The 25,323-nt window shown below is 35.6% G+C and carries 22 protein-coding genes; 13 read left to right on the top strand and 9 right to left on the bottom strand.

Annotated elements, in window-relative coordinates; translation table 11 throughout:
- The 9 genes from Q0992_RS09860 to Q0992_RS09820 all read left to right on the top strand — a co-directional run.
- On the top strand, positions 1–1,602 hold a 1,602-nt coding region (locus tag Q0992_RS09860; RefSeq protein WP_299523209.1), incomplete at its 5' end, for a beta-L-arabinofuranosidase domain-containing protein.
- A gap of 3 nt (positions 1,603–1,605) precedes the next feature.
- Positions 1,606–3,261 (top strand): alpha-amylase family glycosyl hydrolase, encoded by a 1,656-nt coding sequence (locus tag Q0992_RS09855; RefSeq protein WP_299523206.1) that lies wholly within the window; start codon positions 1,606–1,608, stop codon positions 3,259–3,261.
- Between the two features lie 79 nt (positions 3,262–3,340).
- On the top strand, positions 3,341–5,275 hold the full coding sequence (locus Q0992_RS09850) for an alpha-amylase family glycosyl hydrolase (RefSeq protein ID WP_299523203.1): 1,935 nt from the start codon (positions 3,341–3,343) through the stop codon (positions 5,273–5,275).
- A gap of 29 nt (positions 5,276–5,304) precedes the next feature.
- The gene (locus Q0992_RS09845; protein ID WP_299523200.1) at positions 5,305–6,096 is read left to right on the top strand and encodes a LytTR family DNA-binding domain-containing protein; all 792 of its coding nucleotides are present in this window, start codon (positions 5,305–5,307) and stop codon (positions 6,094–6,096) included.
- Between the two features lie 18 nt (positions 6,097–6,114).
- A complete protein-coding gene (locus Q0992_RS09840; RefSeq protein WP_299523197.1) occupies positions 6,115–7,794 on the top strand; it encodes a glycoside hydrolase family 43 protein in 1,680 nt (559 codons plus the stop codon).
- A 34-nt stretch (positions 7,795–7,828) separates the two neighbouring features.
- The gene (locus Q0992_RS09835) at positions 7,829–9,205 is read left to right on the top strand and encodes a sulfatase-like hydrolase/transferase (protein WP_299523194.1); all 1,377 of its coding nucleotides are present in this window, start codon (positions 7,829–7,831) and stop codon (positions 9,203–9,205) included.
- A gap of 7 nt (positions 9,206–9,212) precedes the next feature.
- Complete coding sequence (locus tag Q0992_RS09830; protein ID WP_299523191.1) at positions 9,213–11,414, top strand: GH92 family glycosyl hydrolase; 2,202 nt, start codon at positions 9,213–9,215, stop codon at positions 11,412–11,414.
- Between the two features lie 16 nt (positions 11,415–11,430).
- Positions 11,431–13,056 carry a sulfatase gene (locus Q0992_RS09825; protein ID WP_299523188.1) on the top strand — a complete coding sequence of 542 codons (1,626 nt, stop codon included), beginning with the start codon at positions 11,431–11,433 and terminating at the stop codon, positions 13,054–13,056.
- A 70-nt stretch (positions 13,057–13,126) separates the two neighbouring features.
- Positions 13,127–14,086 carry an IS1595 family transposase gene (locus Q0992_RS09820; protein WP_299523185.1) on the top strand — a complete coding sequence of 320 codons (960 nt, stop codon included), beginning with the start codon at positions 13,127–13,129 and terminating at the stop codon, positions 14,084–14,086.
- Positions 14,087–14,405: 319 nt separating this feature from the next.
- Here Q0992_RS09820 and Q0992_RS09815 read toward each other — a convergent pair whose 3' ends face one another.
- A complete protein-coding gene (locus tag Q0992_RS09815) occupies positions 14,406–14,885 on the bottom strand; it encodes a hypothetical protein (protein ID WP_299523182.1) in 480 nt (159 codons plus the stop codon).
- A gap of 160 nt (positions 14,886–15,045) precedes the next feature.
- On the opposite strand from Q0992_RS09815, the gene trxB reads away from it, so the two are divergent.
- Positions 15,046–16,029, top strand: a complete 984-nt coding sequence (gene trxB / locus Q0992_RS09810) for a thioredoxin-disulfide reductase (protein ID WP_299523179.1) — start codon at positions 15,046–15,048, stop codon at positions 16,027–16,029.
- Between the two features lie 61 nt (positions 16,030–16,090).
- Here trxB and Q0992_RS09805 read toward each other — a convergent pair whose 3' ends face one another.
- The 7 genes from Q0992_RS09805 to Q0992_RS09775 form a co-directional block, all read right to left on the bottom strand.
- A complete protein-coding gene (locus Q0992_RS09805; RefSeq protein ID WP_299523176.1) occupies positions 16,091–16,921 on the bottom strand; it encodes a DUF2807 domain-containing protein in 831 nt (276 codons plus the stop codon).
- Positions 16,922–17,092: 171 nt separating this feature from the next.
- The gene (locus Q0992_RS09800; RefSeq protein WP_299523173.1) at positions 17,093–17,950 is read right to left on the bottom strand and encodes a hypothetical protein; all 858 of its coding nucleotides are present in this window, start codon (positions 17,948–17,950) and stop codon (positions 17,093–17,095) included.
- A gap of 22 nt (positions 17,951–17,972) precedes the next feature.
- Positions 17,973–18,695, bottom strand: a complete 723-nt coding sequence (locus Q0992_RS09795; RefSeq protein ID WP_299523170.1) for a head GIN domain-containing protein — start codon at positions 18,693–18,695, stop codon at positions 17,973–17,975.
- Positions 18,696–18,721: 26 nt separating this feature from the next.
- Positions 18,722–19,522, bottom strand: coding sequence for a DUF3471 domain-containing protein (locus tag Q0992_RS09790; protein WP_299523168.1), 801 nt, complete (start codon positions 19,520–19,522; stop codon positions 18,722–18,724).
- 83 nt (positions 19,523–19,605) lie between these two features.
- Positions 19,606–21,390, bottom strand: a complete 1,785-nt coding sequence (locus Q0992_RS09785; RefSeq protein WP_299523165.1) for a PspC domain-containing protein — start codon at positions 21,388–21,390, stop codon at positions 19,606–19,608.
- Complete coding sequence (locus tag Q0992_RS09780) at positions 21,387–21,728, bottom strand: PadR family transcriptional regulator (RefSeq protein ID WP_299523162.1); 342 nt, start codon at positions 21,726–21,728, stop codon at positions 21,387–21,389. Before Q0992_RS09780 ends, Q0992_RS09785 begins: the two co-directional genes overlap by 4 nt.
- 182 nt (positions 21,729–21,910) lie before the next feature.
- Positions 21,911–22,357, bottom strand: coding sequence for a DUF4870 domain-containing protein (locus Q0992_RS09775; protein WP_299523159.1), 447 nt, complete (start codon positions 22,355–22,357; stop codon positions 21,911–21,913).
- Between the two features lie 146 nt (positions 22,358–22,503).
- Between Q0992_RS09775 and Q0992_RS09770 the strand changes: the two genes are divergently transcribed.
- The 3 genes from Q0992_RS09770 (at position 22,504) to Q0992_RS09760 (ending at position 24,346) form a co-directional block, all read left to right on the top strand.
- Positions 22,504–22,959: a DUF4442 domain-containing protein gene (locus Q0992_RS09770; protein WP_299523156.1), complete on the top strand. Its 456-nt coding sequence runs from the start codon at positions 22,504–22,506 to the stop codon at positions 22,957–22,959.
- Between the two features lie 145 nt (positions 22,960–23,104).
- Complete coding sequence (locus Q0992_RS09765) at positions 23,105–23,932, top strand: TIGR00266 family protein (protein ID WP_299523153.1); 828 nt, start codon at positions 23,105–23,107, stop codon at positions 23,930–23,932.
- Between the two features lie 216 nt (positions 23,933–24,148).
- Positions 24,149–24,346, top strand: coding sequence for a hypothetical protein (locus tag Q0992_RS09760; protein WP_299523150.1), 198 nt, complete (start codon positions 24,149–24,151; stop codon positions 24,344–24,346).
- A 27-nt stretch (positions 24,347–24,373) separates the two neighbouring features.
- Here Q0992_RS09760 and Q0992_RS09755 read toward each other — a convergent pair whose 3' ends face one another.
- The gene (locus Q0992_RS09755; protein WP_299523147.1) at positions 24,374–25,312 is read right to left on the bottom strand and encodes a LysR substrate-binding domain-containing protein; all 939 of its coding nucleotides are present in this window, start codon (positions 25,310–25,312) and stop codon (positions 24,374–24,376) included.
- Positions 25,313–25,323 lie beyond the last annotated feature (11 nt).

Genomic DNA, 25,323 nt, shown 5'->3' with positions numbered 1-25,323 from the left:
AATAAAGAAGCTATTGCACAATCGCACGACATTATAAAAAATCTGTTGGCTTCACAGGATGATGATGGTTACATTGGCATATACAAACCTAATTTGCGCTATCAACATGAGGGGTCAAATGGAGAGCTCTGGGCACAAACGACGGCCTTTAGGACCATGCTAGCCTATTATGAATTCACTAAAGATAAAACGGTTCTAGAAGCCGTTGAAAAGGGCATGAAAGTCACCATGAATAGCTATGGTGAAAGTTCAAAAAATCCTTTCTATTTAAAAAATGCTTTTGGCGGTGTAACGCATGGTTTAATGTTGACTGATGTTTGTGAAACTTTGCATCGCATTACAAAAAACCAAACCTATCAAGATTATGCAACCTATTTATATAAAGCGTTTTCAACGTATTCCATAAACCGTTCGTTTAACGATTTGCGCTATCCGTATTTAAAAGAAAAGGATTCTTTATTTGAAGGTCATGGCGTGCATACCTATGAGCATATCCGTACAATGGTAAATGCGTATTACAATACAGGATATCCGGAATTGAAAGAAGCATATGATAATATGTTGGCAAAATTGGAGCCTTGCATTTTACCGAGTGGGGCAGGTCATGGTAACGAATGGATTTTAAAAATGAAAGCCCACCCAACCAATACGAGCAGTGAATACTGTACCATGCTCGAATTACGCAACTCATATGGAAGCTTAATACAAAAAACAGGCGATATAGAATTTGCCGATGCAGCAGAAAAATTAACCTATAATGCCATGATGGGTTTTAGAAATAAACAAGGTACTGCTATTACTTACGGTAAAGCAGACAATTGTTTTGTGTTAGATGGGCATCACCATGAAAATGGAGAAGCCAAGGCAGATCCACGTTATAAATATTCACCAACACATTCTGAACCCGCAGTCTGTTGTGTGCCAAATTATACGAGAAACTTCACCTATTTTCTTGAACAAATGTGGATGAAAAAAGATGATGGCATAGCTGTCACCATGTTTGGACCATCGGAATTGACAACAGATGTTGACGGCGCAGACATCTCAATAGAACAAATCACTAACTACCCAATGTCTGATGAAGTAGTATTTAGATTAAAAATGAAAGAGCCGAAGACATTTAATCTCTACATCCGAAAGCCAAATTGGTCTGATGCGCTAATAAGCGAAATGGATTTAGGTGATTTGAAAGATGGATTTTACAATATTTCTAAGGAATGGAAAAATGGTGACGAATTTACCATCACATTTAAAAATGACATTAAACAATACAAGGCTTTAAATGATGAATCCTATTTGCAGCGAGGTCCAGTGGTTTATGCCTTTGATATTTCACATATGGAGAAGGTTATAAAGACCTATCCCAAAGAAAATTATAATGATTATTACTGTTTCCCTACCAGTGAAGATTTTAAAGATTTAAAACTTACAACCGATTCAAAATTTAACTTAGAGGCGGCTTCAAATACAGGTTCTTTTTACGAGTCCCGGTGGGATTTAGAAGGGAGTTTATATAATTCTACTAATAATAAAAATCAAAACGTGACTCTAATTCCCATGGGAAAAACAGTACTAAGACGCGTTACATTTCCAAAAGAATAAACCATGAGGCATTTCACGACACTTTTACTTTTAATTATAGTTTTTGCATTAAGTTCTTGCAAAGAAGTACAAACAGGGCAAACAAACGTGGCAACTGAACATCATGCGCCTATAAATTGGAATAACGAAGTCATTTACCATGTGATGCAACGCAGCTTTTATGATAGTAATGGCGATAGGCATGGCGATTTAAATGGGTTTGTTAAAAAGTTAGACTACTTAAAAGAACTTGGAGTTACTACAATTTTGTTTACGCCATTGTACGAATCTGATTTTTATCACAATTACTTTCCGACCAATTACAAAAACATAGATGCGGAATACGGTACCAAAACCGATTATATCAATTTTGTAAAAGCCGTACATAAAAAAGGGTTGAAATTTTTGATGGATATGGAAACCCAATATGCGCAAAGTGGCAATATCTGGTTTGATGATTCATATAAAAACCCTGAATCCCAATATTCGGATTTTATCTACTATTCAGATAGTTTAAATCAATATCCAGAGCAAATTTTTATGCCTTCTAAATCACCGTTACATGATTTTACAGCTTGGCCTGGTGACAAGCATCATATTGTATTTCTCGATTTAAATAATGAAAACGTAAAACAATGGATGACAGATTTCTATTTGTATTGGGTAGACCCAAACAAGGACGGTAATTTTGATGATGGCGTGGATGGTTTCAGAATAGACCACATCATGGATGATTTAGATTATAAAGGACTTTTCACCAATATGTACCAAGATTTTTGGAAACCGATTTTTAATCAATGTAAATCTGTAAATGCTAATATTTTTGTTTTGGGCGAACAATCCAATTGGAACGAATATGGAGAAAAAATGGTCAATGCCAGTGGTGCGGATGCCGCATTTAGTTTTCCACTTCGTTTTGCTATTGCTGGTGAAGAAGGTACGCATGACATGTACATAGACCCAACATCAAACGGTGTGAAAATGGATCCAAATCGTATTCATAAAGTCGTTAGAGAAAGTATGTCAAAATTTACGGATAGTACATTTACAATTAATTTTTTGGAAAACCATGATACGGCACGTTGGGCCTCGGTGGTCAATAATAATGAAGGCCAAAAACGAGTGGCCGCCGCATTGAATATTTTATTGCCAGGCGTACCATCTATTTATTATGGACAAGAACTTGGATTAACAGGGCAAACAAGTGAATGGGGAAGTGATGCCAATCATATTCCGGTCCGAGAAGCATTTCCATGGAATGCCGATCAAACTTATTCCGGCAATGCACTTTGGTATAAAGATACAGGCGAATGGTGGTACCAGTCGTTTTGGAATACCGAGGCAATCACCATGCTAAATTTAGAAACCCAAAAGAAAGATAAGCATTCGCTTTGGCATCATTATAAAAGCCTGATTTCAATCCGAACAAAAAACAAGACCTTTCAGCAAGGCACTTATGAACCACTTTTTACAAATCAGGCTAATATTATAGCTTTTAAGCGAGAATTAAATAACCAAATTAGCTGTGTCATTATTAACACTTCTGAAGATTCGATAAAACTTACTAATGAAGATAAGTACCAATTGGGTGAGGCTATTTATAATCAAAATGCCGATATTAATTCTGATGAAATTGTTTTAAATGGTTATGGGATGCTAATTACTAATAGTGTTTTATAAATTGTTTAGGTTGTTGTTTGTATAAAATAGCTTGAAGATTAAATAATGCATTATAAATTACAGCATAAACAATCTCAAAATGAAACCGCACGTATTTGTATTTTTTTTGCTACTAATAATTACATCTTGTAAAGATGAAGAAGCAAAACCAGAACTCTCATTAACAACAAATGACAAAACTGAATTTTCTAATCCGCCAGAATGGTCAAAAAATGTCATTTGGTACGAAATTGCAGTTGAGCGATTTCGGAATGGCGACACCACAAATGATCCTACTGCTGAAGATATTCGTGGTACGTTTCCTGGGGAGATTCCTGAATCTTGGGCAGTTACACCATGGACACAAGACTGGTATAAAGAAGATCCCTTTTTTTCAGAATTAGATGGGCGAAAAGATTTCTACGGAAACCCAACACATAAGTTTGTAGATAAGGTGCAAATGCGTCGCTATGGAGGCGATTTACAAGGTGTGCTTGATAAAGTTGATTATATAGATTCACTAGGAGTCACGGCCATTTATTTTAGACCTTTAAATGATTCACCATCACTTCATAAATACGATGCACGAAACTGGAGACACATTGATGTCAATTTTGGTCCCAGTCCAGATGGTGATAAAAAAATCATGGCTTCTGAAATTCCAGATGACCCAAGTACTTGGAAAATGACTTCGGCAGACGAACTCTTTATAAAAGTTATTAAAGCATTTCATGATAGAGGTATTAAAGTGATTTTAGATTACTCGTGGAATCATACTGGAAACACATTTTGGGCATGGAACGATGTATTAAAAAATCAGGAAAACTCTAAATTCAAAGACTGGTATTGGGTTGAACATTTTGACGATCCCAAAACAGAAGAAAATGAGTTTAAATATCACGGATGGGTTGGCGTACATACACTTCCAGAAATTAGAGAAACGCAGAAGCAAGATGCTTCGGTAAGTCTTACGTCTTTTGAAGGTAATGTTTATGATGCATCTGCTAAACAGCATATTTTTAATGTCGCTAGTCGTTGGTTAGATCCCAATCAAGATGGCGATGTGTCCGATGGTGTTGATGGTTATCGTTTAGATGTAGCTGCCGAGACACCACTTGGGTTTTGGAGGGATTTTAGAAAACATGTTCGCGGTATTAATCCCGAAGCGTATTTATTAGGTGAAATTTGGTGGGAGCAGTGGCCAGATAAACTGTTAGATCCAGAACCTTTTCTGAAAGGTGATATCTTCGATGCAGTAATGAATTACAGATGGTATAGAGCAACACGTCATTATCTTAATGAATCACCAAATAAAATTTCTGTAAATCAATATATAGACAGTCTAAATTTCTTTAGGGGCAATTTAAGGGAAGGCAATAATTACGCAATGATGAACTATACAGGTGGTTTTGATACACCAAGAGTTTTAACCTCATTATTCAATAAAAACAAGTACAAGTATTACTGTAAGGTTCACGAAAACCCTAATTATAAGATCCATAAACCTGATGCGAGTACCTATAAAACCTTGAAGTTGCTATTGGTGCAACAATACACTTACATTGGTTCTCCACATATATATGCAGGAGACGAAATGGGTATGTGGGGAGCTGATGACCCATCTTGTCGTAAACCTCTGATTTGGCCAGATTATGCTTTTGAAGACGAAGTGACTCACCCAATGGGGAAAGATAGGCCAACTGATAAGGTCATATTTAACAATGACGTTTTTAAATACCATCAAAAACTCATTAACATTAGAAAGAATAACCCTGTTTTAGTTCATGGTAAAATCGATTTTTTGACTGTAAGTGATTCTAAAAATGTTTTGGCATATTCAAGGTTCGATGAAAAGGACGAAGTTATCACGATTGTAAATTCATCTGATAAAGCTGTTGATGTAAATGTCGAAACTAAGTTCTTAAGTGAATACAATAATACTTTGCATCCAACAGAAACAGAAATAGTTAAAACCGATAATAAATTGAGTTTGAATATTAAACCCAAAAGTGCAGTGGTACTGACGTCTAATTAATATAAGGCATAAATTGTTTACATTTAATAATGAATTTTGGTCTTTTATCAAATAAAGTACTTCGAATACATATCGCCTATTGGATTGTCTTTATATTATTTTTCACAATAGTTTGGGGCACATACGATCATAATTATTATAGAAATTTCATGGTGCAATTATGGAGTCTTCCTGCAAGATTAGTATTGGTATATGGCACAATATGTTTCTTACTTCCTAAATTCTTTTTAAAAAAAAGATATATCAAGTTCATTGTGTTGTTTGGTTTGCTTCTTTTTTTATCTGCGGTACTACAACGCATTGTAATGTTATTTATAGTTGAAGGCCGCCATTTACCATATCGAAGTCAACATTATTTCAAAGTAACGGAATTCATGAATACCTTACTTGATGTTAACTTGGCGCTCATCCTTCCATTAGCTTATACATTGTATAAGTTTTGGAATAACTCACAGAAAAAGGCCCAGCAGCTTGAAGAAGAGAATCAAAAACTTATTAAGGATAGTAATGAAGCCTTCATCTATTTAAAAAAGGGGAAAGCATTGCAAAAAGTATTTTTAAAGGATGTTATCTTTATAGAAAGTCTTAAAAACTACGTCAGAGTAAAAACTGTCGATAAAGATATTACAAGTTATAGCAGTATTTCTGCAATGGAAGAACTTTTGCCAGAAGAAAAATTTTTAAGAGTTCACAGGTCTTTTATTGTGTCAATAGTACACATAACGTCATTTTCGCCAACACAAATTAATTTAGAAAGTGTTGTGATACCTATCGGCAGAAAATATAAAGAGAGCGTAAAAATTAAGCTAGGATATTATTAAAGATTAAGAAGTATAAAAATGAAAAAAACACTATTACTTTTTGTAGTTCTACAATTAAATGTTTTTAGTCAAAACACCGAACAAGAGACATTCATAAATCCAATAATTCCAGGAGGTTATCCCGACCCATCAATTTGTAAGGTTGGAGACACCTTTTATATTGTTAATTCTACGTTTGAGTATTTCCCGGGCTTACCTATCCATAAGAGTAAAGACCTAATTAATTGGGAGCTTATTGGTTATGGATTGCATAGAAAGAATCAATGTGACGCGCAGGTAAATCTTATGGATGTTAATTCTGACGGAGGTATTCATGCGCCTACAATAAGATATAATAAAGGTACATTTTATATTATTACAACAAACGTTTATTATCATGAAGATACTAACACAACAGATTTTGTAAATTTTATTATCACCGCTAAAAGCCCTGAAGGCCCTTGGTCAGAACCTCACGTTTTGGAAGGTGCACCAGGAATAGATCCCGATATTTTCTTTGATGATGATGGAAAAGTATGGTATGTTGGGACACATACTCCTGAAAATCCAAATTATGATGGAGAAGGCGAAATCTGGTTGCAAGAAATAGATATTAATAATTGGAAGCTAATAGGTGAACGTCATTATTTGTGGAGAGGCGCATGTGGTGGAGTATGGGTTGAAGGACCTCATATGTATAAGCGTGATAATCGGTATTATTTAATGGTTGCTGAAGGAGGTACTAGTTTTAATCATGCAGTTATGATTGCTGTTAGCGATAAAATTACAGGACCTTATATTTCCAATGCGCGTAATCCAATACTATCGACCAGACAACTTTCTTATGACAACTGGGTGCACAGTACAGGTCATGCGGACTTAATTGAGCTTGATGATGGGAGATGGTATATAGTTGCATTAGGTATTCGGGGAGATCAAGACAGAGGTTCTAATATGGGGCGCGAAACACATTTGCTTCCTGTGCAATGGGAAAGAGAACCATTCTGGTGGAAAGAGGTTAAATACGAATGGCCAGTTGTAGCTCCTAAAACAGGTAGAGTAGAACGGAAAACGGCAGTGCCATTTGAAGGCACATTTCAAAAAAGGAACTTATCATTTAGTGATAATTTTGACGATTCAGAGTTGAATCTTGAGTGGAACTTTAGGCGAGTTCCCTTAGATAACGTGTTTTCCCTTGAAGAACGAAAAGGCTTTTTGAGGTTATTCTCTAAACCGAATGTCATAAAAGAGCGCGGAAGAGCCAGTTTAATGGGCTTTAGACAAACTGAAAGTGATTTTGAGTATAATGCTAAAATGAGTTTTAATCCAAAGACTAATAATTCTGAAGCGGGAATTAGTTTGATTCAAAAAGATGATAACTATTTTACTCTCACTGTTATTAAAGAAGATAAAGTCAATTATATTCAGTTGAAATTAGCAGAACCTCAGAAATACCCTGAGATTATAGCTAAGGAAACCCTTCCGGATTTTAAGGGAGACATTACATTTAAAGTTACTTCTGAGCCTCAAGGCTATTCATTTTATTTCGCTATGAATGGTTCAGAATTTAAGCTGCTTGAGAAAACGAAGGCCAATCATATTCTAAGTAAAAAATATACAGGTGCATATTTAGGGTTTTACGCGTCAAGCAACGGATCAAAAACTAAAGACTATGCAGATTTTGATTGGGTAAACTATAAGGCATTTGAAAGACACTAATGAAAGATTTAAAAAACCCATAAAAGCAATAGTTATGAAAAAAATAATACTATTTGTCTTTTTGACATTTGTTTTAGCTTCTTGTAAAAATGAAAGCGAAAAAGGGTCAAAAGAGAAACCAGGTTTAGAAACAGAAAATATTTCATCTGAAAACCCCAATATCATTCTATTGGTAGGTGATGACCAAGGTTATCCCTATTTCGGATTTATGGGTGCCGATTACGTGCAAACTCCAAATATGGATAAACTGGCAGAAAGCGGAACGCTATTTACTAATGGCTACGTACCACAAAACCACTGTAGACCATCATTACAAACGTTGATGACGGGAACCTTACCAATCAATTATGAACAAGATGTAGAAGAACTCATAAAAGAAAAACAAATACCTGAAGATTCTATAGTTGGATTCAAGCACCATGCTATGCGGCATTTCACCACACTTCCGCGAATACTTGCTAAAAAAGGCTACAAAAGTTTTCAAGGTGGCAAATGGTGGGAATTCAACTATCAAAATGGAGGTTTTGATGCTGGTATGACCAAAGGCTGGAAAAAAGGTGATAAGAAAAACGACGATTGGTTTTTACAGTTTATGGGTGGCGATGGACGTCAGCTCGCTCGTGCTACAATGCAACCCGTTTACGATTTTGTAGAAGCGAATCCAAATAACCCATTGTTTATTTGGTTTGCACCAGAATTGCCACATTATCCGTTTGATGCGCCAGACAAATATTATAACATTTATAAGGACAAAGATATGACCGAATCGGCGAAACGTTACTATGCTAACTGCACTTGGTTTGATGATGGCGTTGGCGAACTGGTACGTTACCTAAAAGAAAAAAATATGTTTGATAATACCATGTTTGTTTATGTCAACGATAACGGCTGGGAACAAGCACCAAATCAAGAGTTTCGTCACGATTCTTTGCGTTGGCATAATGGTGGGGATAAAGGTAAATTATCGGTTTATGACCAATCCTTTAGAACACCAATCATATTTTCTTGGAAAGATAAAGTAGATGCCAATCAAACATCGAAAGCGTTGATGCATAGTGCTGATATTCCAGCTACTATTCTCGATTATCTTAACATCGAAATTCCTGAAGACTACTTCGGGAAATCCTATAAAACTTTAATAGAAGACCCATCCAAGACCGATAGAGCTATTATTATTGGTAAAGCCACGCAAATGCGTTCTGAAGACGATATGATGGGTATGAAAATCGAAGCCTACTGGGCACGAACTAATGATTGGTTTTTTAAGTGGAATTTGACTTTAGATACCATAGCCCTTTTTGATATGAAAACTGATGCTAATAACGACCATAATTTAGCTGAAGATAATCCAGATCTTATTGAAGATTTCAAAACTAAAATAGAAGCTTGGAAACAAGAAAGAACTAAATAAAAGTCTTATGAGATTTAGATTATTCGCTATTCTTTTATTGCTACTTTCTTCTTGCAAGAAAGAACAATCCAATCAAGAGAATACAATTACAGAACCAACCAGTAACAGAGAGTTTGTCAATCCCTTTATCGGTACGGACGGAACTGGACATACATTTCCCGGACCATCTATGCCTTTTGGTATGGTACAACCAGGACCTGACAATAAAGATTACGGATGGAGCCATACCAGCGGTTATCAGTACAAGGATACGTTGTTACTAGGATTTTCGCAAACCCGTTTTAGTGGTACAGGAATAAATGAAATGGGTGATGTGCTTCTTTTACCCTATTCAAAAGCAAAGAAAAACCTCAAAAACACCTATTTTAAAAATACTGAAAAAGCAGAAGTAGGTTATTACGCATTAACCAAAAAAGATGATGTAAAAGTTGAGTTAACCTGTTCGGAACGTGTGGCGATTCATAAATATACATTCCCATCAAAAGAAGCTAATGTATTTATAAATCTTCAGCATGGCTTACGCTTCGTTTTTGATGAGAACAGTCAAAAAGGATTGGTTTTAGATAGTGATGTTGTTATTGAAAATGACAGTACGATTTCGGGCTATGCATCCACGGAAAACTGGGTGAAACGAAAATATTTTTATACCATTCAGTTTAGCGAACCATTTTCAAAAATTGAAGAGTTGCCCAAAGCTAAAAATGATAAAGCACCAAAATACGACGCCCTTTTTATGTTAAAAGAGGATAGGGTTTTAAAAGTAAAAATCGCCTTATCGTCCGTTTCAGTTGATGGCTCCAAACTCAATTTACAAACCGAAATCCCGCACTGGGATTTTGACAAGGTCAAAACTGAAAATCAAAATGCATGGGACGATTATCTCAACCGAATCAGTATTACAGCATCAAAAAAGCAAAAAGAAATCTTTTATACCTCATTATACCATTTGTTTTTGCAGCCGTCTAACATAGCTGATGTCGACGGGAAGTATCGTGGAGCAGATGACCAAATCGCAACAGCACCCAACAACGAATATTACTCAACCTTGTCTATTTGGGATGTGTATCGCGCTGCTTTTCCTTTATTACAAATTTTAGCACCAGAAAAAATTGATGGCATGATTAACACCATGTTGTTGCATCATGCTGCTGCTGGTTTTTTACCTATTTGGACGGCTTGGGGCCAAGATAATTACTGTATGATTGGCAATCATGCCATCCCAATGATATTATCAGCTTACAACAATGGATTTAGAGGTTTTGATGTCCATGACGCATTGCAGGCTATGGTAGAAACCTCCACGGAAAGTCATATAAATTCTGATTGGAAATTGTATAATAAATATGGATATTATCCATTTGATAAGCTCGATAATGAATCCGTTTCACGAACACTAGAAAGTGGTTTTGACGATTATGCAGTGGCACAGATGGCAAAAAAACTGGGGGATTCATCAGTATATTCTACCTTTAGTAAACGCGCCAATTATTATAAGAATCTGTTTGACCCAGAAACAAAACTCTTCAGAGGAAAAGATACCAAGGGTGATTTTAGAACACCGTTTGATCCATTGACAGCGACATCACCACTTAACAATCCAGGTGATTACACAGAAGCTAACGCTTGGCAATACTTTTGGACATCAGCCCAATACGATGTTGATGGGATGATAGAACTGCTTGGCGGAACAACCGAATTTACAAACCACCTTAATACTTTTTTTACAACTGAAGCGCTCAACCCAAATAAGTTTTTGGGGCAAGAAGCTATGATTGGGCAATATGCGCATGGTAACGAACCCAGTCATCATATTTTGTATTTATATGCGTTTTCGGATACACCTAAAAGGGGACAAGATTATATAAAACGTGTGATTAATGAATTTCACAATAACACACCAGATGGCATGATTGGAAATGACGATTGTGGACAAATGAGCGCTTGGTATATTTTATCAACTTTAGGGTTTTATCCTGTAAATGCCTCGAATGGAGAATTTATTTTGGGTGCGCCACAAGTTTCGGAAGCTACAATTCATTTAACTAACGGAAATAAATTCAACATAAATGCCGAAAATTTTTCAGAAGAAAACAGCTTTACGGACGCTTTCTATTTAAACAAAACTAAAATTAAAGATTCAAAAATCACCTATCATCAAATTACAAATGGTGGCGAATTAAAATTTAAAATGACGAATAATGGCGAATAATATGAACACGATTATAATGAAAAAATACCTCTTTTTAATTGTAACAGTTTCTGTTCTAAGCTGCAAGTCAGATAAACAGGAAGAGAAAACCAACGCACCAGAACAAAAGCCTAATATTGTTTTCATTATTACAGATGATCATGCCTACCAAGCCTTAAGTGCCTATGACGATAAGTTGATTAAGACACCACATATAGACCGCTTGGCAAAGGAAGGTATGCTGTTTCAAAAAGCATTTGTTACCAATTCCATTTGTTCGCCAAGTAGGGCAGTAGCATTAACGGGAAAATTTAGCCACCTTAATTCCGTAAGAGATAATCTCGATGTGTTTGATACGACGCAGGTCACCTTTCCTAAGTTGCTTCAGAAAGAAGGTTATGAAACTGCTATTTATGGCAAATGGCATTTAAAGTCTGAACCTAAAGGTTTTGATTATTGGGAGGTTTTACCAGACCAAGGACATTATTACCATCCAGAATTATTGACTCCAAAAGGAGAGATCAAAACCAAGGGTTATGTTACCGATGTCATTACCGATAAGGCTATTTTCTATCTCGATTCGCTTCGAGATTCATTCAAGCCTTTTATGTTGATGTATAATCACAAGGCACCACATAGACAATGGTGGCCATCGATGCACGATTTGGAAGATTTCAAATACAAGAAAATTCCAGTTCCAGAAACACTTTTTGATGAGTACAAGACCAAAAGCAAGGCTTCTAAAGAGGCCGAAATGCGTATTGCGGATCATATGGCCTTAAGCGCAGATAATAAAATTGCGCCTGAAATTTTAGAAAAATTGAATTATGATGAGTTTTTAGATTGGTACAAAGGCGCATATACCGAACGTTTTAATCGACTTAACGACGATGAAAAAGTGCAGTGGCAAAAAGTATACGGACCAATAAATGATGAATTTTTGAAAAACTCGCCTAAAGGACAAGCATTGACACTTTGGAAGTACCAGCGCTATATGGAGGACTATTTAGGTGTCATAAAAAGCGTGGATAGAAATATTGGTCGATTGTTAGATTATTTAGATGAAAATAATCTAACCGAAAATACTATGGTCATTTATACCTCAGATCAAGGTTTTTTCTTAGGCGAACACGGATGGTTCGATAAACGTTTTATGTACGAAGAGTCGTTTAGGACACCATTGTTGATTAGATACCCAAATGTTATAAAAGCTGGAAGTATTAATTCTGACTTAGTACAAAATATAGATTTTGCGTCAACCGTTTTAGATGTGGCAGGCGCAGACATCCCAGTCGATATGCAAGGATTAAGTCTTAAACCCTTATTTAAAGGCGACAACTCCAATTGGAGAGATGCCTTGTACTACCATTATTTTGAATATCCAGGAATTCATATGGTTAAACGTCATTATGGAGTTCGCACCGACCGATACAAACTTATTCGTTTTTATTACGATACAGAGGCATGGGAGCTTTATGATTTAAAGGAAGATCCACAAGAGCTTAATAATGTTTATGGCAGTGCTGATTATAAAGACATTAAGGCCGAAATGCATAAACGTTTAGAAGTATTAAGAGAGCAATACCAAGATGCTTCTGATAGTTTAAACCAACAATGGATAGAAAGTGATATTAAACGTTTAAAATCGCTTGGTTGGAATTAATTTTTTACGCACCTATCCCTATAAAGGATAATAAATTTACCTAAATTGTAGTAAACATAAGGAAAAACGAATGACTTTAACAGAAATAAATAAAAAATATAACACACAAGCAAAATGCTTGAAATTACTGGAAAAGTTGCGTTGGGGCAAAACCGTAAAATGCACTTATTGTCAATCCACGAACAATAAACGCCAAAAAAGCGACCCATTGCGCCATACCTGTAAAAATTGTAAACGGTCGTTTTCCGTGTTTGTTGATACTATTTTTGAAGATACACGCTTACCGTTGCCTAAATGGTTCACTATAATAGGTTTGATGCTAAACAGCAAATCTGGTATTGCATCAGCCGAGCTAAAGAGAAACGTAGGCGGTAGTTATAAGTCCTCTTATTATGCAGCTATGCGAGTTAGGATAGGGATGTTGCAGAAAGACACGAAGCTCAACGGCATTATCGAGATGGACGAAAGCTATTTCGGGGGCAAAGCAAGGAAACGGCGAAAATCAAAGTCTCATGACAATATTAACGACCTTTCGACCGCAACCAACAAAAGAGGACGTGGAACTAATAAGGTTTCTGTAGCTGGAATGGTTCAACGAAAAGGAAAGGTAAAGACGAAAGTCATTGAAAAGCTGACCAAGCGCAACCTATTGTATATGCTAAAGACCTATGCAAAGAAAGAAAACGCTATCTTGGTGACGGACGGATTCCGTTCATACAAAGAACTGGAAACCTACATTGAAAGGCTTGAAATAAACCACAAGAAAAAGTTTAGCCGTGGCATGGTTCACGTAAATACCATCGAGGGGTTTTGGTCTTATGTAAAGAACGGTATTAAAGGTAATTTTAAGTCTATCAGCAAGAAATACCTACCGTTTTATTTGGTAGAATACGAATGGAAGTTTAACCACAGGAATTTTAAGGGCAACCAGTTTGAAAAGTTTCTGAAAAACGCCCTGACGCATGAAAAGGAACTGGAATATTGGAAAGCACAGAGCAGTAAGGAAGTAAAAGAGATAGTATATGGATAGATAAAACTTTTGGAACGAAAAGAGAGAGCAAAAGCCCTCTCTTAATCCCATATCAAGTGTTAAGGGATTTGTTTACGATTACAAGAGCGGTTGCTAATATTGTAATTCCTGTGAAAATAGCTACAATATTACCTTGTGTACTTGTCGCTCTCGTGTAAAGACAAAAATTGCCTTTACAAAGATTTGAAGTAATCATTTGATAAAATTAAGCGTTTCAAGAGTTTTATTATCCGTAAAAAGAATATTTAAAAGAAAGCAAGAATGAAAATAAATATTAACCCTAAAAAAACTTATCCGTTATAGGGATAGGTGCGATTTTTTATTCTATCCTAACATAGTTTTCTGAATAGACTCTATTGCCATCTTCATCGATTTCTATTTGTTCAAATCGATTTGGCTCTAATTCAAATTGAAATGTGAATTCCTGTTGTTCTTCTATAACGTCGTTCATAAATGCGGATCCAAATTCTAAGGTCTCTGTGAGTATGCCATCTTCATAGGTATAGGATCCATAACCAAAAAACTCGATGGAATCTGTTTTTAGAAGCTTGCACCACATTACCTTGGTGTCTGTATACATCTTTACCTGTCTAGAAATAGCGCTATTAGAAAATGAGTCTACTACGACATTGTCTTTATAATTATAAAATCCTTTTAGTTCCCAGGCACCTTTTAAACCATTTTTTACTGTAGCTTCTTCTACTTCAGTTTCGTCAGTAATTGTAGCACTTGCTTCTGCATCTTTACAAGATGATAATGTTAAAAGAGCTAGGCCGAAAATAAGAATATATGCTTTCATGATTGAGTGGTGTTAGCTATTAAACACTTAAAAATTAATAAATTATATTGAGATATTAAAGCAATTTAGATATTTTATAACGCCATAGTCAGTGTTAATAACTTCTATGTAAGGATTTATACAAAAAACCTACTTTTGTTGAGGAATAAATAAGAAGCATATGTCTGATACGATTGAAAAAATAAAATGTTTGATAATAGGTTCGGGACCTGCTGGTTATACTGCAGCTATTTATGCTGCTAGAGCAAATATGGCTCCTGTTTTATACCAAGGTGAGCAGCCAGGAGGTCAGTTAACCACGACTAATGATGTTGAGAATTTTCCGGGTTATCCCGATGGGATTACAGGACCAGAAATGATGATTCAATTGCAAAAGCAAGCTGAGCGTTTTGGTACTGATGTGCGCCATGGTTGGGTGACTAAAGTTGATTTTTCTGGTGATATTCATAAGGTATGGGTTAATGATGAAATAGAAATACATGCATCTACTGTAATTATCTCTACTGGTGCCTCAGCTAAGTATTTGGGCTTACCGTCCGAACAAAAATATTTACAACTAGGGGGTGGAGTTTCTGCCTGTGCGGTTTGTGACGGATTCTTTTACAGAAATCAGGAGGTAGTGATTGTTGGCGCAGGGGATTCTGCTTGTGAAGAGGCACATTATCTATCTAAGCTTTGTGAAAAAGTGACTATGTTGGTGAGACGCGATGAGATGCGTGCTTCAAAAATTATGCAAAGTCGTGTTAAGAATACCGAGAATATCGAAATTTTGTTTAATACTGAAACGGAAGAGGTTTTAGGAGATGGACAGGTTGTTACAGGAGTTAAAGCCAAGAATAATATCACAGGAGATATTTTTGAAATTCCAGCGACGGGATTTTTTGTAGCCATTGGTCATAAACCTAATACTGATATTTTTAAAGATTATTTAGATTTGGATGAGACTGGCTATATTATTAATGCCGAACCAGGAACCAGTAAAACTAATGTGGAAGGTGTATTTGTAAGTGGAGATGCAGCAGACCATGTCTATAGACAAGCTGTTACAGCAGCTGGAACAGGTTGTATGGCTGCTTTAGATGCTGAGCGCTACCTAGCAGCAAAAGAAGCTGATTTTGAAGTGTCTACTTCAACCTATAATTAATACCATTTATACAAAGACAAAAGCCGAAGTGTATCGCTTCGGCTTTTTTATTGTTTCTTTTTTATCGCTTTTTCTTTTGAAGCTTTGCGGTATCTTCAAACCTTGTAATTGTAATAGCAGGATCGCCAAAAAGATATATTTCACTGTTTCCTGAAGCTGCAATTGTAATTTGTTCTATTGCTTCTATAGTAAGGTCACTATTACCTTCTAAAGTAGCATCAATAGTTTGAACATCGAATTTAGGACCATTAAAATATGTTGAGTTGTCTAGTCTAATTAAAGCATTTGTCGCGGAACCTTCAATGACAGCATCAGATCTTTGGTATAGATCGAAGTTAGCAACTTTACTATTAATAAGTGCATCTAATTTACTGTTATCGCTTAATTCAATCTTGGTAGAATCTGCCGTGAGGTTTAATCGTGTTTTTGATTTTCCAGAGCTCTTGTAAACAAAGTTTTTAGATTTTATGTTTAAATAAGCTCTAGAGTTACCAGAAGTGGTTAACGTAGCGTCACCAAGTTCCATAGATGTTAATGATCTAATTTCTCCATCACCGCGAGTTTCTATATGTTGTAAAGCGTCTCCATAGTTTACGGTAATATTAAGTCGTTTCTTTGATGTGATACGCACCGTTTCTACAAAAGTGAGTACACCATCAACAACATCAAATTGTATAACATCATGTAAGTTGTCATCAGTCTCTATATTAACAGAAGGTTTGCTGTTATAGACAATTTCAATAGAAAAGTCTCCATCAACGACAATGGTATTAAAATCGTCAATATAGGTCTGTCGAATAGTTACATTTCTATCACCTTTTATTTTTTCTTGCGCTATAATGGTTGATGAAGTCACCACCATTACGACCAGAATAAGCAATACGTTTTTCATTTGTATATCTTTATTGTACTATAAAGTAGGACACAAATCAATGCTAATGTCACTTTAAAGGCTTCAAACAAAGATATACAAAAACCGCCCCAAACTCTATAAAGAATTTAAGGCGGTTATTAATTGACTGGTTTTTAATTACTTAAAGCTCAATTATTGTGGTTAATATGATTATTCAATAACGCTTTTTAATGCGTTTTCTATTCTTGGGGCGTGGCTTGACCCCATAGTAACAAAAATTTTTTGACCAATATTAACTTGTTCGGCAATGATGTCTATCATATGTTTATCTCTTGCTAAATTAGAGTCATTCCATATATCGTGTAGGTAGCCAGGATAGCCATAGCCAGATTTAAATGTTTTCCAGTTTAAATTAGGAAAATCAATTTTCCATATGCTATCGATTTCTTGCCATGTTGTAATTGATCCTTCTAATGCTTCATACTTAGTTCGTTCGTCTATTAAAGCTTGGAGATTATCTTCATTTTTTTCGTTATCAGGCAATTGGAAAAAGGGCCTTAACGAATAAAACATTGCCAGTTTCTTAGGTGAGTACTTATTAATCAGCATTTTAATTTCATCTTCTCGTGATGGTTCCCAAGTATATAAATCTACATTGTCTGTTTTTGCTAACATAGAAGTTAACCCGCTTTCTCCATATTTTTCGATTGGGTCATGAATCCATTTAAAGAAAAAGCCTAACCGACCTTCAACTAGTGCAATGGTTGGTTTATGTTGTTTCCAATACAACCTTATAGAATCAAATTGGCTGTGATTGGGATTGTTTGTGTGCTCTACGCCAACGATGATTACTTTTCCACCAGACTTTGCATCTAACGTGTAGATGTATGGCCTTCTATGTTCATTAACTACTTTCATGTAGGTTGCCATATCCATTATAGAAGTGGTTAACTCTACTTGCTTTTTAGTTTTATAGTAAGATGGAGATCTCCAGATTACATTGAAATAAAAAAGTATAAAGACAGTAAGAATGAAAAGCAAAAGGAATTGAAATACCTTTTTGAGCATTGTCTCTTTTCTTAAGCCTTACCTAGTTGCCTCTAACACTTCCAGAAGAGCTATCAGACTTATCTACTTTTTCTGGGTTTCCCGAATATCTAATATCTGCACCGCTGGTTGCCCTTGCGGTCAATTCTTTTGAAGTATTAACTGAAATATCTGCACCACTGGAGGCTTTAACCTTAGAGGTCACAGCTTTTAGGTTTGATGCTTCAATATCACTACCACTCGTAGCTTCTGCTATTAACATCGTTGTTGTACCACTGAGTTTTATATCACTTCCACTTGTAGAATGGCAATTTAACGTTTCTGTTTTAACATCTAACTTTATATCGGCTCCACTTGTACAATTAAGTTCTAATTCATCGACTTCAATCGTATTGGTAGAAAAGACATCGCTACCACTTGTAGCTTTTATTGCAGCTATATCCGAAATATTTAGTTTAATTTTTCTAGAAGCCGCTCTTCTAATATTTTCTTTGGTGTAAATATTTAATACACCATTTTCTACTTCGGTCATAATTAACTCGTGCAAGTTTTCATCTGCTTCAACGGTTAATGCTACCTCATTACTTTGGGTAATGTAAAGGTCTAAACCTTGGCTAACTTTAATAGATTCAAAGTCGCTTGAAATAGGTCTGTCTTGTACGACTACATTTCTGTCACCATCAATACCTGGTCCAAAGGAAATGTTACAGGATAGCATTAAGATACTTAAAATGCTGGTGACTACAATTCTAACTAGTGTGCTCATTTTTTTAGGTTTTAAGATTGATTTTATTATTTGATTTTTGTGGCTTCTTCCACTATTTTATCATTTTCTCTAACTATAATTTTTTCGATGTCTCCTTTTTCATTTTTCACGAATTCAAAGGTCAAGGGTGCTTTGGGATGTTTAAAGATGTTTTCGGAAATTGCTACGATGGTTGCTGACATTTGTCCAGCATTTATACTAAGGCTCTTTCCATCTATCGTAATTTTAACATCACCAGTGTTTGGGGCTTTGTAATTCCCTGAATAGGACTCTAAAAGCGTGTTCGATATTGTAACTGCCTTTAAGTCTTTTTCAATCTCTTTTGAAGCATGATTATAACTTATCACGCGTTTTAGCTTCCATTCACCATCATCTAACAGCCATAAATGCGAAAACAAAGCGTAATTATCACTCTTATCAAAGGTCATATGCTTATCAGGGGAAAAGAAATGCTTCCCATTTTGTAATGCTCCATAGAGTTTACCATTGTTGTACATTGGAAACACCTCCAAGCTTTCTTCAACAAGAAATCTGTAAATCTTTTCTTTGTTTCCCGATTTGCAAATACCATTGTTCATAATATCAACAAATTCTTGTTTCGAGTTTGTAATACCACCTTTATCGTGATAGAATTCTAAATCATCGAACATTAATTCAGCACTCCGTTCAATTTCACACTTATTAAAGCCTATTTTAAATAGGATACTATCTTTTGACTTTAATGCTTTAAATAATTTAGAGCTTTTGTCCACCTGCGCCGAAACAGTACCGGATAACATAAGTAATCCGATACTGCCTAGCAAAAGTGATTTGATTGATTGGTTCATTTTTTTGATTGATTACCCTACAAATATCTGTTGGTTTTTGATTGATTTATAGTAATTATTACCGAACTGTTGAATTGTTACCTTCAATTGTCATCATCATTCACTTCGAGATCTACGCCATCCTCATTTATCTTAAGACGTACTTCTGGCTTTTCGTCATTAGACGACGATTCTGTCGTTGAGGTTTCATCTGTCTCCACTTTTTTTTCCTCTTCACAATCGAGACATTCAACAGCATCTTTTGTTACTTGGTAATAGTTGCCATATTTCATGTTGTTAAGTAAATTATTACCATACCTTAAGTAGCTGTATCTCCAAGATCTAGTGAACTTCTTGTCTAAGTATATAATTGTGCCTTCAGGCACATAAAGGGTTACCCTAACTTCTTGTTCACTAAACTTATTTTCAATATCCGTTTGAAGAAACTTATCTAGTCGCAACGTGTTATCGGTTAATTGATAACTGTAATTAATGTTTTCAGCACGTTGTTTTGCTCTATCGTAATTTCTCCCAGCTGCTTCTTTATCTATAGATATTGAAGCAATAGAGTCTGTTGTTGATCTTACTACAAATCTAACGTTTGTCGAAACCAGACTTCGTCCATTGTCGTCTTCTATGATTCTGAGATAACCGTTGCTATTATAACGATAACTATTATAATTGTCTAATCCAACACTAGTTAAGGTCAGCGTATCACTAGCTACTACATTTAATTCACTCTTGTCAGACACCTTAGCTTCAAATGCATGTTCTGTAGCTTGTCTTACGCCAATTACCACTATGCCTATAATAGCCATTAACCAAAGTCCTAGTAAAGTGAATTTAGCGACGTTTCCTATTGACTTCAGGTTGTTCACAAGGATTTTCAAACCTAGATAGAACACAAAGAAGAATGGAATTCCTACGGCAAAAAATACAAGCATCGAAATTAACCAAAACGGAATATTAGCGGCATTAGTCACATATAGGATATCTAATCCAGGAAAATCTATAAAATCAGTAATACCAACTGTAAATAGTGCTACGATTAAGGATATCAATGTGCTAATTCCGACAATAATTAGTATAACACCAATAAACTTAGCCGCTACTTTTAGAAAGAACATTAAAATGTTACCTATCGTATCGAAAAAGGTTTGAGAGCTTGATTTTATACGGTTGCCTTGTTTTTGAAAATCTACACTTTTTACCTTTTCGGATATATTATCTGAAACATTATCAAACCCTTCCTTTATTTTCTCACCTTGTTTTTTAAAATCGACATTTCTTACAGTTTCTGAGACTGAATCAATGCCGTCTTTAATTTTTTTTTCAATGTTACTGATGTTCACAGGATCACCAGTCATGGTAAGCTTTTCGGCCGTGGTCCTTGCTTCTGGGACTAATGCCCAGAAGATAAGGTATATGAAAATAAATGTGCCTCCAGATCCGATGGCTAACAATAACCAGATCAATCGCATCCATAGAGCGTCTATACCAAAATAATGGCTTAAACCAGCAGAAACACCACCTATGTACGAGTTGTCCGTATCCCTGAATAGCTTTTTTGTAGGTCTAGAACTGTAAGATGTTTTAGGTCTCGGCTCATCTTCAAAGATTTCATCATCGACTAGGTAATCCTCTGGTTGTCCCATAATGGCAATAACTTCATCGACAAGTTTTATGCCCACTACTTGTTTTTCGTTTTGTATGCGTTCTGAAAATAGCTCAGCGATACGTGCTTCAATATCAGCTATAATTTCCGAACGGCCCTGAGAGTCTGTAAATGAACGTTTTATAGCCTCAAGATAGCGTGATAATTTAAGATATGCATCTTCGTCTATATGGAAGAATATACCTGCTAAATTTATATTGACTGTTCTATTCATTTTTTTGTTGTTTTTGTACTTGTTACTAGATTAACGGCATTTTGTAATTCACTCCAAGTCGTGTTTAATTCTTTCAGAAACAATTTCCCTGTTTCGGTAAGACCGTAATATTTTCTTGGCGGTCCAGATGTGGATTCTTCCCAGCGATAACTGAGTAATCCTGCATTTTTTAATCTTGTTAATAGTGGATATATGGTTCCTTCTACAACAAGCATTTTAGCGTCTTTTAATGTGTCTAGAATCTCTGCAACATAAGCATCTTCATCTCTTAAGATGGATAAGATGCAATACTCCAGAACACCCTTGCGCATTTGTGCTTTTGTGTTTTCTATTTTCATGTGTTTCTTTTATTTTAATTTAAGGTCACATGCAGTTAGCGCATTGACATTAATAAGATTAATCAATGATTTTTTTAGCGCTCTTGTCATAGTAATAGTGTCTTAAATTCGATTAAACTGTTCATTCTTTGATTGACTTTATGGACCCAAGCTGTAAGCATAGGTGCCTTGATTGATGAATATTATTTTAAAAAATTAATGGTTAAAGGGTATTTATAAACTTCTCCGTCTCTTGCAGACAAACTCGCTTTTACGATAAGCGCCAACTCTATGATAAAGGCTAAAATCGCTAAGGCTCCCAAACCACCTCCTATATATAATAGAGGTGAAGGCTCACCAACATTGATATGAAAATTGTGAAACCCATGGAAGTCGATTACATCCAATCCTCTAAACAATTTAAAGATGAAAAACGGGACGCTAATCGTTCCTATGATTATGGCATATAGTAAAATGCTAATTTGAAAGTTAATGGCTTGTTTACCGTGATGGTCCACAAATTCGGATTTCTCCTTATTAGCAGCCCACAGTACAATAGGTCCAATGAAATTTCCAAAGGGAATTATAAACCTCGAGAAGGTCGAAAGATGTATAAACGTTGCTAGATTTTTATGATGATTGTCTATCATTTTTAAAAGTATATAATAGTTTCTTATACAAATATATGTCTTTTAACAGGTATTATGTTACGCATAGTACTAAAAATTAACATTTTTTTAACATTAGTTGAGTTAGAATATTTGGATTATTTTAGTGGAAAATCAAACTGAATTTTATGACCATATCACCATCAAAACTCAATACCTATCTTATGTTTAAGCTTCCTTCAGCCTATTTTACAGGAGTGCGGACCAAACATATTGATGATACCACATGTGTGGTCACAGTAAAGCACCGTTGGATAAATCAAAATCCATTTAAATCCATGTTTTGGGCAGTGCAAGGTATGGCAGCAGAGTTGACTACAGGCGCTTTGGTGATGAAAAAGATAAGAGAGAGCGGTAGAAAAGTGTCCATGCTGGTGGCCAATAATAATGCTACCTTTACAAAAAAGGCTACCGGAAGAATTACGTTTAAGTGTGAGGAAGGCCATAAGATAGATGATGCTATATCTAAAGCCATTGAAACAGGTGAAGGACAAACGGTTTGGCTAAGCGCCAATGGAGTAAATAAAGATGGAGCAGAAGTGTCCTCTTTTAATTTTGAATGGACAATTAAAGTTAAGAGTTAGAAGTGTGAAGTTAGGAGTTTGAGGTCACAACTTTTTTGTCATTGCGAGGAATGAGGAACGAACGACGCGGCAATCCCAACTTTTTTGTAACAAAAACCTATAGAATTCAACTTATTAACAAATCAACTTAAAACGAAAAAATATTATGGAAAAATTACCAGACTTTACCGATAGAAATGCCCATGAAATCGATTATCGAATTTATGGTGAGGAAATGCAATATGTGGAAATCGAACTAGATCCACAGGAAGCCGTCATTGCAGAATCGGGAAGCTTTATGATGATGGACGATGGTATAAAAATGGATACCATCTTTGGGGATGGTTCACAAAAGGATAAAGGGTTTTTGGGTAAGATTTTAGGAGCTGGAAAGCGTATCTTAACAGGAGAAAGTTTATTTATGACGGCTTTTTACAATGATTTAACAGGAAAACGCAATGTGTCCTTTGCATCTCCATATCCAGGAAAAATAATACCCATAGATTTAAACGAATTTAGAGGAAAATTTATTTGCCAGAAGGATGCATTCTTATGTGCAGCCAAAGGAGTCAGTGTTGGGATAGAATTTTCTAAAAAATTAGGACGAGGTTTATTTGGTGGTGAAGGCTTTATCATGCAAAAATTAGAAGGTGATGGTATGGCCTTTGTACATGCTGGTGGTACTATGGCAGAGAAAACTTTACAACCAGGAGAGACCCTTAGAGTGGATACGGGATGTATAGTCGGTTTTACCCAAGATGTGGATTATGATATTGAATTTGTAGGCGGTATTAAGAATTCTATTTTTGGTGGAGAAGGTCTGTTTTTCGCTAAACTAAGAGGACCAGGAAAAGTTTATATACAATCCTTACCATTTAGCCGATTGGCCAACAGGATTATCGCCTCTGCTCCAAGAACAGGAGGCAAGGATAGAGGAGAAGGAAGCATCTTAGGAGGTCTAGGAGACTTGTTGGATGGTGACAATCGATTTTAATTAAGGTTAAGAAAATCAGCACTTTATACTGTAAGAATTCTCTTTTAAATTTTATTATGTTAGTCGATTCATTTCAACTTTTAACATAATATGCTGTTAAACTTTATACGAAGATTTCAGTCGAAAACGTTTTTTTTCTATCTTAGAAAAAGAATTGAAACAGTAGCCTATAGAGAAAATTACCTTTTTTGTTGAACCTAAAACTTAGAATTACCTATGGCGAGAGCAATGTTTGAGTACACGAAGACTGTACTTAAAAAGGTGAGTTTTGATGCGACATTATTCTGTAAAGAAGTGGAAAAAGCGGTAAAACGATTACTGCCTCACGAACTGGAAGAATTGAGAATTTTTATTCTGTCCCTAATCAATCAAAACCCAGAATTAAATAAAAGTTTAATTTACTTACAAGCATAGAGAAAAGCGACTTATGAGTCGCTTTTTTTATTTAGGTAAAGGACTAATAATCTCAACATCGCTAAACGCAATCGCCCCTCGTATAACTCCTGAAATCACATTATGCATCGCATCTATAATCTGCATCTTTAGTTCACTTTTGTGATAAATAATACTGACTTCTCTTGCTGGTGATGGCTCAGTAAAGTGTCTTAAATTCGGATTTAATTTTTCCTTTATGTCTAAAGTATGTAAATAAGGAAGCAGTGTCATGCCCAACCCTTCATTGGAGAGTTTTATAAGGGTCTCAATACTTCCGCTTTCTAGCTGAAAGTTGTCGTCTATTTGGTCTTTAAACGTTTTACATAAATTAATAACTCCCTCTCTAAAACAATGACCATCCTCCAGAAGAAGCATGTCTTCAATTTCCAAATCAGATATTTCTATGTTTTTTTTGTCCCTTAATCTATGGCTATTAGGCACATAAGCTACAAAAGGTTCGTAATATAACACCCGCTCTTTTATATTATCATTTTCTAGAGGTGTAGCTGCAATAGCGGCATCCAAATGGCCATCATTAATGCGTGTTAAGATTTCTTCAGTGGTAAGCTCTTCTATTTTTAACTTCACCTTTGGATACTTTTTAATAAAGTTTTTTAGAAACATTGGCAGTAGTGTTGGCATTATAGTTGGAATAATGCCTAGCCTAAACTCGCCACCAATAAAGCCTTTCTGTTGGTCTACAATATCTTGGATACGTTCGGCTTCGTTAACGATGTTTCGTGCCTGAAACACAATTTTTCGTCCAACATCGGTTAATTCGATAGGCTTTTTACCTCTATCAAAAATGACAACATCAAGCTCGTCTTCTAATTTTTGAATTTGTGTACTTAGGGTTGGTTGCGTTACAAAGCACTTTTCTGCCGCTTTGGTGAAGTTTTTATGTTCTGCAATAGCGAGTGCATATTTAAGTTGGGTGATAGTCATTTTAATTGATT

The organism is Winogradskyella sp. (assembly GCF_028289625.1).
In the GTDB taxonomy this organism is placed as follows: domain Bacteria; phylum Bacteroidota; class Bacteroidia; order Flavobacteriales; family Flavobacteriaceae; genus Winogradskyella.
Note: the sequence above shows the minus strand (reverse complement) of the source record. Positions and strands in the feature narration are given on the sequence as shown.

What these genes read in the sequence shown, in the direction of transcription:
- Q0992_RS09855 (WP_299523206.1), top strand. Translation starts at nt 1,606, where the DNA reads ATGAGGCATTTCACGACACTTTTACTTTTAATTATAGTTTTTGCATTA.
- Q0992_RS09850 (WP_299523203.1), top strand. Translation starts at nt 3,341, where the DNA reads ATGAAACCGCACGTATTTGTATTTTTTTTGCTACTAATAATTACATCT.
- Q0992_RS09845 (WP_299523200.1), top strand. Translation starts at nt 5,305, where the DNA reads ATGAATTTTGGTCTTTTATCAAATAAAGTACTTCGAATACATATCGCC.
- Q0992_RS09840 (WP_299523197.1), top strand. Translation starts at nt 6,115, where the DNA reads ATGAAAAAAACACTATTACTTTTTGTAGTTCTACAATTAAATGTTTTT.
- Q0992_RS09835 (WP_299523194.1), top strand. Translation starts at nt 7,829, where the DNA reads ATGAAAAAAATAATACTATTTGTCTTTTTGACATTTGTTTTAGCTTCT.
- Q0992_RS09830 (WP_299523191.1), top strand. Translation starts at nt 9,213, where the DNA reads ATGAGATTTAGATTATTCGCTATTCTTTTATTGCTACTTTCTTCTTGC.
- Q0992_RS09825 (WP_299523188.1), top strand. Translation starts at nt 11,431, where the DNA reads ATGAAAAAATACCTCTTTTTAATTGTAACAGTTTCTGTTCTAAGCTGC.
- Q0992_RS09820 (WP_299523185.1), top strand. Translation starts at nt 13,127, where the DNA reads ATGACTTTAACAGAAATAAATAAAAAATATAACACACAAGCAAAATGC.
- Q0992_RS09815 (WP_299523182.1), bottom strand. Translation starts at nt 14,885, where the DNA reads ATGAAAGCATATATTCTTATTTTCGGCCTAGCTCTTTTAACATTATCA.
- trxB (WP_299523179.1), top strand. Translation starts at nt 15,046, where the DNA reads ATGTCTGATACGATTGAAAAAATAAAATGTTTGATAATAGGTTCGGGA.
- Q0992_RS09805 (WP_299523176.1), bottom strand. Translation starts at nt 16,921, where the DNA reads ATGAAAAACGTATTGCTTATTCTGGTCGTAATGGTGGTGACTTCATCA.
- Q0992_RS09800 (WP_299523173.1), bottom strand. Translation starts at nt 17,950, where the DNA reads ATGCTCAAAAAGGTATTTCAATTCCTTTTGCTTTTCATTCTTACTGTC.
- Q0992_RS09795 (WP_299523170.1), bottom strand. Translation starts at nt 18,695, where the DNA reads ATGAGCACACTAGTTAGAATTGTAGTCACCAGCATTTTAAGTATCTTA.
- Q0992_RS09790 (WP_299523168.1), bottom strand. Translation starts at nt 19,522, where the DNA reads ATGAACCAATCAATCAAATCACTTTTGCTAGGCAGTATCGGATTACTT.
- Q0992_RS09785 (WP_299523165.1), bottom strand. Translation starts at nt 21,390, where the DNA reads ATGAATAGAACAGTCAATATAAATTTAGCAGGTATATTCTTCCATATA.
- Q0992_RS09780 (WP_299523162.1), bottom strand. Translation starts at nt 21,728, where the DNA reads ATGAAAATAGAAAACACAAAAGCACAAATGCGCAAGGGTGTTCTGGAG.
- Q0992_RS09775 (WP_299523159.1), bottom strand. Translation starts at nt 22,357, where the DNA reads ATGATAGACAATCATCATAAAAATCTAGCAACGTTTATACATCTTTCG.
- Q0992_RS09770 (WP_299523156.1), top strand. Translation starts at nt 22,504, where the DNA reads ATGACCATATCACCATCAAAACTCAATACCTATCTTATGTTTAAGCTT.
- Q0992_RS09765 (WP_299523153.1), top strand. Translation starts at nt 23,105, where the DNA reads ATGGAAAAATTACCAGACTTTACCGATAGAAATGCCCATGAAATCGAT.
- Q0992_RS09760 (WP_299523150.1), top strand. Translation starts at nt 24,149, where the DNA reads ATGGCGAGAGCAATGTTTGAGTACACGAAGACTGTACTTAAAAAGGTG.
- Q0992_RS09755 (WP_299523147.1), bottom strand. Translation starts at nt 25,312, where the DNA reads ATGACTATCACCCAACTTAAATATGCACTCGCTATTGCAGAACATAAA.